Below are 8,715 nucleotides of genomic sequence, written 5' to 3'. Positions count from 1 at the left end.
TGAGCGACATTGGAAGCGGCGGGGCGACTTCCAGGTCGAAGAATTTGGCGATCTTCGGCCACATTTCGCTCCAGCGGAAAAGATCGCCATTGTTGATGTTGAACGCCTGATTGCCGCAATGCGGGTTCGTCGCGATGAACACTGTGGCCCGCGCCAGCAGCCCGGCATCGATCATCTCAAGCAGGCTGTCATAGGCACCGGGCTTGCCGGGAAAACGCAATGGAATGCCGAGTTCCTTCGACATCGAGGCATAGACGCCAATAGCCGAGGCTAGATTCATCGAATTGCCGAGTGCAAAACCAACAACGACCGACGGTCGCAGCGCCGACCAGGTCCAGGCTTTGCCCCTCTGCAATGCCTCCAGGAAATCCTGCTGATCGATGTTGAATTCCGGCGGCATGTGATTGGCATCGGATTCGCGTGCTGGCGTCTTGAACGGTCCAAGATGCGCCCCATAGACCTTGTAGCCCTGCATCAGGCTGATGTGCTCCAGTCCGGGCGCTATCGGTTCGATCGCATTTACCACATTCACCAGCATTGCAAGGTTGGGCGGCACCAGTTCGGCCCAACTCGGCCGGTCCTGATAGGCGGCATAGAAAATATGCGTCACGTCCGTGAGATGGGCGAGCTTGTCCCTGGCGTCTGTCGCATCGAGAAGATCGACGGCGATATGTCTAAGTTTGCCGCTTGCCGCTCCGCCGCGCCGCGACAGGCCGATGATTTCCCAGTCACCCAACTCAACAAGATGGGCGAGGAGATTTCCACCGATGATGCCATTGGCACCGACAACAACTGCTTTCCTGGTCATTTCATAATCCCGGTTCTATTTCCTGAGTCAGATATGATCCATTCGGCTTCCTTTGCGTAGGCGATCAGAAATGATAGCATTCATAAGAAATTCTTTGAGGTGATGTATGGACAGGTTCGCTGCGATGAAGACTTTCGTCCGCGTCGCGGAGCTCGGTACGCTGTCGGCGGCCGCCCGCGAGCTTGGATTGACACAACCGGCGGTCAGTCAGCAGGTCGCGGCACTGGAGCGGCATCTCGATGTTCGCCTGTTTCACAGGTCAACACGCCAGCTCGCGCTCACCCAAGGCGGCGAGACCTATTACCAGCACGCGCGGCAAATCTTGCAGGCTGTGGATGAAGCGGAAGATAGCGCTGGCGAATTGTCCTCCACTCTACGTGGCAATCTGCGGCTACATGGTCCCGTAGGATTTGGCCAGATGCATCTTTCGCCGATCGTCATCGAATTTCAGCGCCTGCACCCGGAACTGACAATCGAACTTGTCCTCGATGACCGTTTTGCCGATCTCATTGCGGAAGGTGTCGATGTCGCGATTCGCTTTGGCGACCTGAAATCCTCCGACCTCATTGCGAGGAAACTTGCCACATTCGAGCGCATCCTCGTCGCGTCAGCGGACTACATCGCCGCGCACGGCAATCCCGAAGTGCCGCAGGACCTCGTGAAACACCAGCACATCCGGTTCATATGGTCGCCGCAGGGCGAGGCAATTCCCCTGGTAGGACCCGGCGGCCCGGTCATCGTCCCTGTCCGCTCGACGTTCCTGGCCAACCATGCATTTGTCCTCAATGACGCGCTGTGCGCTGGCCTCGGTATTGGCGGAGCACAAGTGCCGCTCGTTCAAGGCTTGCTTGACGAAGGCAAGCTTGTACGGGTCCTGCCAGATTATACCTATGCACCGATGGACATTCATGTGGTCTATGCAACCGCTCGTTTCATGCCGCGCAAGGTGCGCGCCTTTATTGATCACCTCACGGCAGGCTTGAAGCAGATACATGGCTTGCGCATGATCCGCGCACCGGAAAAGAACGTATAGTCAGGCATCAGGAGGGGCACCATGTCGCAAACTGCAATTTTCTGGCCGATGATCGCGCTGACCGCTTTGATCTACGTGGTTTACGCGCTCGTTCTTCTTCGGCGCAGGCAGGCGGTGATGAGCGGGCAAGCGACGCCGCGAGATTTCAAACTGCCTTTGAAAGAGCCGGAAGCCAGCGTTACCGCCATACGCAACCTGATCAATCTCTACGAACTGCCGGTCCTATTCTACGTCGTCTGTCTGTCGCTCTATGCGGTCAATGGCGCCTCTCTGCTGGCGGTCATCATCGCGTGGCTTTTCGTGGCGACGCGCATTGCCCACACCTTCGTCCATGTCACATCCAACCGGCTCAGATTGCGTCAGCCGATTTTTGCCATCGGCTGTGCGCTCAACGGCGTCCTGTGGATCATGCTGGGACTGCATCTCGCGGTGCCACCGGTTGCCTAAGCCGCGAGCTCATCCGGTTCGTCCTCAGAGATCATCAACCTATGCCATGGCTGTCGCGTATTGATACCATCTTCATGGCACAAAGCGGCCGCATGTGGCCACCTCGTCAAGTTATGCAAGGCGCCATATTGTTCGGCTTTCTTTTAATGCCGCACCCATGTATGCGACACTCAAAGAAACAAAGGAATGCACATGCGACTTGGTGGACGCCTGCAGGCGGCAATCGAAATTCTCGACGATATTGAAAACCGCAAGCGGCCGGCTTCCGATGCGCTGAAGGATTGGGGATTGTCGCATCGCTTCGCCGGTGCGGGCGATCGCGCCGTTATCGGCAACATTGTCTACGACGCCCTGCGCCGGAAATTATCGCTCGGCTGGCGCATGGACAGCGATGCCGCGCGCCATATCGCCTTTGGCGTTCTGCTGTCCGACGCGGAACTCGATATTGAGGATATCACCATCGCCCTTGACGGCGACAAGTTTGCGCCCGAACCGCTGGAGGCGGAGCGCATGGCGGTGTGGAATGGGCGCGATATCGCCGATGCCCCGGATCATGTCCGTGCCGACGTGCCCGAATGGTGCGTCCCGCATTTCCAGGCGATTTTTAACGATAAATGGGTGGAAGAGGCTGCCGCGCTGAGCGATCGGCCGCCCGTTGACCTGCGCGTCAACACGCTGAAAGCCGACCGTGAGAAGGTGCTGAAGGAACTGGCACGCGCCGGTGCCAACCCTGCGCCTTTGCTTAAGACCGCAGTACGCGTGCCGCCTTTGCGCGCCATGGGTCGTCATCCCAACGTCCAGGCAGAGCCTGCCTTCCAGCGCGGCCTGTTCGAAGTGCAGGATCTCGGCTCGCAGCTTGCGGCAAAGCTCAGCAATGCCAAGGCTGGCGAACAGGTGCTGGACTATTGCGCCGGTGCCGGCGGCAAGACCCTGGCGCTTGCAGCGGAGATGGGCAACAAAGGCCAGATCCACGCCTACGATGCCGAGCGCGCCCGATTGGCGCCAATCTTCGATCGCCTGAAGCGGGCAGGGGTGCGCAATGCCCAGGCTCATGCCAATATTGGTGACCTTGCTCCGCTCGAAGGCCAGATGGATCTCGTTCTTGTCGATGCCCCGTGCACAGGCTCCGGCACATGGCGGCGCAGGCCCGATGCCAAGTGGCGTCTGAGCGATCAGCAGCTGGAACGCCGCGAAGTCGAACAGCGTGAGGTGCTCGATGCGGCCAAGGCCTATGTGAAGCCAGGCGGGCGGCTCGTCTATATTACCTGTTCGCTGTTCGCGCCGGAGAACGGCAATCAAGTTGCTGCCTTTGTTGATGGCAACCGCAACTATAGTCTTCTCGATACGCAGCCACTTTGGGATCAGGCCGTCCCCGAAAAGTCAGAATGGAAGCCGCTATTCAAGGACGGAACAGCGATCCTTTCGCCCTTGGCCACGTCCACCGACGGGTTCTTCATTTCAGTTCTCAGACGGGAAAAATAACGCTACAAACGTGACTGTATGCTTCGCGTGAGAGAGGTCACATGTCCCGTTCCCAGGCGCTTCTATTGTTTCTCGTATTGGTTGTCGGCGGCGGTCTCGCCATAGGTTACATCACCCTCCCGGGCGAATGGTATGCCGGGCTCGTCAAGCCCTCATTTAATCCACCGAACTGGATTTTTGCCCCGGTCTGGACGGTGCTCTACATCCTCATCGCCATTGCCGGCTGGCGGGTCTGGGATCATGAACTGACGACCCCGCAACAATTCTGGTGGGCGCAGCTCGTGTTGAATTTCCTCTGGTCGCCGACCTTCTTTGGCTTCCAGCAAATGGGCCTCGCACTGATCGTCATCGTGCTGTTGCTTATCGCGATCATTGGCTTCATCAGGGTGACCTGGGATTCCGAGCAGATTTCGGCGCTTCTGTTCGTGCCGTACCTCTTGTGGGTAGCCTTTGCGACATTGCTCAACGCTTCACTCTGGATTCTCAATGCAGGTTGATATGCTCGCTTATCTGACGCCGGTTGCCGGTAAAAAGGTCCTATTTGCAATGGCCGTCGATGCGGAATATGGCCCGCATTTGCAGCGGCTTTTCACGCCGCTGATCACAGGCGTCGGCCCGGTGGAAGCCGCGGTCAGTGTCTCGGCTACATTGGCCAGCCTGGCCGCTAACAAATCCCTTCCCGACCTTGTCGTTTCCCTCGGTTCTGCCGGTTCGCGTACACTTGAACAGACGGAAGTCTATCAGGTCACCAGCGTCTCCTACCGCGACATGGATGCGTCGCCCCTCGGCTTCAAGAAGGGCGCAACGCCGTTTCTCGACCTACCCGTCACTGTCCCGCTGCACCATCGCATTCCGGGCGTGAAGGAAGCGTCGCTGTCGACCGGCGCGAACATTGTTTCGGGTAGCGCCTATGACGGCGTCGATGCCGATATGGTCGAGATGGAAACCTTCGCTGTGCTGCGTGCGTGCCAGCGTTTCGAGCTTCCGCTCATCGGGCTGCGCGGCATTTCCGATGGCGCGGCAGAACTTCGCCATGTCAGCGACTGGACGGAGTATCTGCACGTGATCGATGAAAGGCTGGCGCTGGCCGTGGAGGCGATGGGCGCGGCCATTGAGGCGGGACTTATATGCTTATGAGACTTTGGGACTATTTCACGGCATTTAGAACTGATGCATGATTGATCATGACTCCGCCACACTACAAAGACTACGAAGCCATCATAGAGTTCGATGAACACGCTAATACTTTCAATGGCGAGGTCGCAAATATACGCGATGTCATCACTTTTCGGGTTCGTCAGGCGCGGTGCTGAAGGAAGCTCTTGCGGAGTCCATTGAGGACTATCTGGCATTTTGCGCCGGGCGTGGCGAGGGCCCGAAAAGAGTGGTTATTACAAACGTTAATGCCGACTATCTCCCCACAAGGGGCAGATAATTGACATCGACGTTCGCGATAATTTCGGCCAACTTCACCCATGTTGTGAACAAACGGAATCAGTTTTTCAGTCACTTGCGGTAACCCATTGCGCCGACTCGACAATTGCTTTAAAGGCCCGCCATGAACACACCCACTCATCCCGATACAGTCCTCATCGTCGATTTCGGCAGCCAGGTTACGCAGCTGATTGCGCGCCGCGTGCGCGAAGCCGGTGTCTATTCCGAGATCGTTCCCTTTCAATCCGCTGAAAAAGCCTTCCGCCGCATCAATCCGAAGGCGGTCATTCTTTCCGGCAGCCCGCATTCCACTGTCGATATCGGCAGTCCCCGCGCGCCGCAGCAAATCTTCGAAGCCGACATTCCGGTGCTTGGCATCTGCTACGGCGAACAGACCATGTGCGCGCAGCTCGGCGGCAAGGTCGAGGGCGGGCACCACCGCGAATTCGGCCGCGCCTTCCTCGATATCCAGGAAGAATGCGCACTGTTCGAAGGGGTCTGGGCCAAGGGCACGCGCCATCAGGTGTGGATGAGCCATGGCGACCGTGTTGTCGAAATTCCGGATGGCTTCAAGGTCGTCGGTACATCGACCGGCGCGCCCTTTGCGGCCATCGCCAACGAAGCCCGGAAATATTACGCCGTGCAATTCCATCCGGAAGTGGTGCACACGCCGGACGGGGCAAAGCTGCTCGAAAATTTCGTACACCGCATTGCCGGGATCAAGGGCGACTGGACCATGTCCGCCTATCGCGAGCAGGCGGTCAACACGATCCGCAAACAGGTCGGTGACAAGAAAGTCATCTGCGCACTGTCCGGCGGCGTCGACTCGTCCGTCGCGGCGCTGCTCATCCACGAGGCAGTCGGCGATCAGCTGACCTGCATCCTCGTTGACCACGGTCTGATGCGCAAGAACGAGGCCGCGGACGTCGTCCAGATGTTCCGCGAACACTACAATCTGCCGCTCATCCTCGTCGATGCATCCGATCGCTTCATCAGTGCGCTCGAAGGCGAATCCGACCCGGAAAAGAAGCGCAAGACGATTGGCAGGCTTTTCATCGAAGTCTTTGAGGAGGAAGCCAAAAAGCTCGGTGGTGCCGATTTCCTCGCGCAGGGCACGCTCTACCCCGACGTCATCGAAAGCGTCTCCTTCACCGGCGGTCCTTCGGTGACGATCAAGTCGCACCACAATGTCGGCGGTCTGCCGGACCGCATGAACATGAAGCTGGTCGAGCCGCTGCGCGAACTGTTCAAGGACGAGGTTCGTGTGCTTGGCAAGGAGCTCGGCCTGCCGGATCATTTCATCGGCCGCCATCCCTTCCCGGGACCGGGTCTTGCCATTCGCTGCCCGGGCGGCATCACCCGCGAAAAACTGGAAATCCTGCGCGAGGCCGACGCGGTCTATCTCGACGAGATCCGCAAGGCGGGTCTCTATGATGTCATCTGGCAGGCCTTTGCCGTCCTGCTGCCGGTGCAGACCGTTGGCGTCATGGGCGACGGTCGTACTTATGAATTCGTCTGTGCCCTTCGCGCCGTGACTTCAGTCGACGGCATGACTGCCGATTTCTACCACTACGACATGAGTTTCCTCGGCCAGGCGGCAACCCGCATCATCAATGAGGTCAAGGGCATAAACCGCGTTGTTTATGACGTCACATCAAAGCCACCCGGCACGATCGAGTGGGAGTGAGGAGTAGTAGAAACGGCGGTAGACGGTGGCAAACGGGCAAGGTTTTTTCGGAACACTGCCCCGATAGACGATGAAAGATAGCGATCGATCGAAACGTCCATTTGGGTCCAATTGAGCGCCCAATGATGTGCCTGTCAGGACGGCGATGTCTAATTGGCCATAGAGCGGTTCAGCCATTCGACGTAGCGCAGCGAACCCACACGTGCTCCCTTGAGCGGCAGCAATGTGTCATCGTTCAGTTCGACGCCGTAGTAGCGGGCGCTGTTGTCGGTCGTAACCTGGCGCGTGTCTTCGTTTGCTGCGAGGTGCATACGAGCAATCTCGTCGAGACCGAACTGGTCGTGCCCGCCGATCTCCACGGTATCGTTCCTTGCTGTTCCCATCGCCAATTCGGTTAGCATCTCAGCAACGTTGTCAGCAGCTATCGGACTTACCGATGCCGACGGAAGTCGAAAGCCATCTCCGTCTGCCCCCATGTCGATCACGCCGCTGATGAACTCAAAAAATTGCGTGGAATGGACAATGGTGTAGGGCCGCCTTGCTGCCCGGATGAGATTTTCCTGCACCATCTTCGCGCGGAAATAATCACTCTCAACAAGGCGAGGTGTCCCCACCACGGAAAGTGCGAGGTAGTGTCTGACGCCAGCATCTGCTGAGGCAGCCAACAGATTCCGGGTGGAGGCCTTGAAAAAATCCAGCGCCGTGTCGTCACCAAACGACGCGGCGTTGGTGACGTCGATGACAACGTCGGCTTCCGCTATGGCTGTTCTGAGGCCTTCCCCCGTCACACTGTTGACTCCGAGAGAAGTGGACGCGGCGACCACCTCGACGCCTGCCTGTCCAAGATTCTCTACGAGGTGTGTCCCGATTCGCCCGGTCGCTCCCATGACTGTGATTTTCATCAACTTGCTCCCTCTATTGTGCCGAACTGCGATCTGGTTTTGCCTTGGATTCCGATCGCCAAGGATGTCCAGATTGCGAGTGATGCCAGGCGTGGTGTCCGACCGGCACAAATACGAAAGCGACGATCAATAAAGCGTCGCCTCACGTTAGCAGGATAAGGCCGCACTGGATCTTCGCCATCGTACGGAATGTCACTCCACCGGCATGACAACCGGAGCGTCCTTAGTCTTAAGCAGCACAACGATAAATTTCGCCGGTTTAGACGTGCTCGCATTGCGGCTGACCAGGTGAATGTCGGAAGGACTTTCGTAGAACGTCTCTCCCGGCGACAAGGTGACTTCTTTCTCTCCCTTGACCTGCATCACGATCGAGCCCTCCAGAACGTAGACGAATGCATTTGCCTCGTGTTTGTGAATAGGCGAGGAACCTCCTGGCTCATACTCGACTGATATCATCAGCCCTTCCTTGCCCGGATAGTTGGGAAGCTCCTTACTCATGAGCGACGTGACCTTTGCAGTGTTTTCAGCGGCGGCAACCGGCAAAGTGCCAAGAAGGCAAACTGAAGCTGACACAAATAGCGTTAACAAAGCTGACTTCATTGTCGTCATCCCTTTGGTTGTTGAATGCATGTGTGCGTTGCGTATCGAGCTCGAAAGCCCGGGCAAAGGATCACTTGGCCCGGTTACTTCGGCTGTTGCGACTGACGGAACCAGTCCTCGAAGCCGATCTTGCCGAGCCGCGCACCATCGCCGGGCACAAGCGACTGATCGTTGAGTTCGGACCCGAAATAACGAGCATGAACATCTGCCTCGACCGTCCGCGGATCGTTGGCCGCTTTCAGATAGCGGGCAACGATCTCGTTCATGGGAGCGCGCTCGGGACCCGCAATCTCGATCGTGCCGTTGAGCGGCTTCCCGAGGG

General features: G+C 57.8%; 9 protein-coding genes and 1 pseudogene. 6 read left to right on the top strand and 4 right to left on the bottom strand.

Annotated elements, in window-relative coordinates:
* Nucleotides 1-808, bottom strand: an 808-nt coding sequence (locus AAAC48_RS14205; RefSeq protein WP_340654797.1) for an SDR family oxidoreductase, incomplete at its 3' end; no start/stop codon positions are given.
* A gap of 106 nt (nt 809-914) precedes the next feature.
* On the opposite strand from AAAC48_RS14205, the gene AAAC48_RS14200 reads away from it, so the two are divergent.
* The 6 genes from AAAC48_RS14200 to guaA all read left to right on the top strand — a co-directional run bounded on the left by AAAC48_RS14200 (nt 915) and on the right by guaA (nt 6,891).
* Nucleotides 915-1,841 (top strand): LysR family transcriptional regulator, encoded by a 927-nt coding sequence (locus AAAC48_RS14200; protein WP_340654796.1) that lies wholly within the window; start codon nt 915-917, stop codon nt 1,839-1,841.
* A gap of 21 nt (nt 1,842-1,862) precedes the next feature.
* A complete protein-coding gene (locus tag AAAC48_RS14195; protein ID WP_340654795.1) occupies nt 1,863-2,288 on the top strand; it encodes an MAPEG family protein in 426 nt (141 codons plus the stop codon).
* A 192-nt stretch (nt 2,289-2,480) separates the two neighbouring features.
* Nucleotides 2,481-3,770, top strand: a complete 1,290-nt coding sequence (locus AAAC48_RS14190; RefSeq protein ID WP_340654794.1) for an RsmB/NOP family class I SAM-dependent RNA methyltransferase — start codon at nt 2,481-2,483, stop codon at nt 3,768-3,770.
* Nucleotides 3,771-3,811: 41 nt separating this feature from the next.
* Entirely contained in the window at nt 3,812-4,267 is a 456-nt protein-coding gene (locus AAAC48_RS14185; protein ID WP_340654793.1) for a TspO/MBR family protein, read from the top strand.
* A gap of 1 nt (nt 4,268) precedes the next feature.
* Nucleotides 4,269-4,907 (top strand): 5'-methylthioadenosine/S-adenosylhomocysteine nucleosidase, encoded by a 639-nt coding sequence (locus tag AAAC48_RS14180; protein WP_340654798.1) that lies wholly within the window; start codon nt 4,269-4,271, stop codon nt 4,905-4,907.
* Nucleotides 4,908-5,328: 421 nt separating this feature from the next.
* Nucleotides 5,329-6,891: a glutamine-hydrolyzing GMP synthase gene (gene guaA, locus AAAC48_RS14175; protein WP_340654792.1), complete on the top strand. Its 1,563-nt coding sequence runs from the start codon at nt 5,329-5,331 to the stop codon at nt 6,889-6,891.
* A 149-nt stretch (nt 6,892-7,040) separates the two neighbouring features.
* Here guaA and AAAC48_RS14170 read toward each other — a convergent pair whose 3' ends face one another.
* The 3 genes and pseudogenes from AAAC48_RS14170 to AAAC48_RS14160 form a co-directional block, all read right to left on the bottom strand.
* Entirely contained in the window at nt 7,041-7,793 is a 753-nt protein-coding gene (locus AAAC48_RS14170; RefSeq protein ID WP_340654791.1) for an NAD(P)H-binding protein, read from the bottom strand.
* 192 nt (nt 7,794-7,985) lie between these two features.
* Nucleotides 7,986-8,393 carry a cupin domain-containing protein gene (locus tag AAAC48_RS14165; RefSeq protein ID WP_340654790.1) on the bottom strand — a complete coding sequence of 136 codons (408 nt, stop codon included), beginning with the start codon at nt 8,391-8,393 and terminating at the stop codon, nt 7,986-7,988.
* 83 nt (nt 8,394-8,476) lie between these two features.
* Nucleotides 8,477-8,715 (bottom strand): annotated as a pseudogene (locus AAAC48_RS14160) (NmrA family transcriptional regulator); the annotation flags it as partial.

Origin of the sequence: Phyllobacterium sp. (genome assembly GCF_037994405.1) — a bacterium.
Taxonomy (GTDB): domain Bacteria; phylum Pseudomonadota; class Alphaproteobacteria; order Rhizobiales; family Rhizobiaceae; genus Phyllobacterium.
Note: the sequence above shows the minus strand (reverse complement) of the source record. Positions and strands in the feature narration are given on the sequence as shown.

Coding starts and splice junctions, on each gene's coding strand:
- AAAC48_RS14200 (WP_340654796.1), top strand. CDS start 915: ATGGACAGGTTCGCTGCGATGAAGACTTTCGTCCGCGTCGCGGAGCTC.
- AAAC48_RS14195 (WP_340654795.1), top strand. CDS start 1,863: ATGTCGCAAACTGCAATTTTCTGGCCGATGATCGCGCTGACCGCTTTG.
- AAAC48_RS14190 (WP_340654794.1), top strand. CDS start 2,481: ATGCGACTTGGTGGACGCCTGCAGGCGGCAATCGAAATTCTCGACGAT.
- AAAC48_RS14185 (WP_340654793.1), top strand. CDS start 3,812: ATGTCCCGTTCCCAGGCGCTTCTATTGTTTCTCGTATTGGTTGTCGGC.
- AAAC48_RS14180 (WP_340654798.1), top strand. CDS start 4,269: ATGCTCGCTTATCTGACGCCGGTTGCCGGTAAAAAGGTCCTATTTGCA.
- guaA (WP_340654792.1), top strand. CDS start 5,329: ATGAACACACCCACTCATCCCGATACAGTCCTCATCGTCGATTTCGGC.
- AAAC48_RS14170 (WP_340654791.1), bottom strand. CDS start 7,793: ATGAAAATCACAGTCATGGGAGCGACCGGGCGAATCGGGACACACCTC.
- AAAC48_RS14165 (WP_340654790.1), bottom strand. CDS start 8,393: ATGAAGTCAGCTTTGTTAACGCTATTTGTGTCAGCTTCAGTTTGCCTT.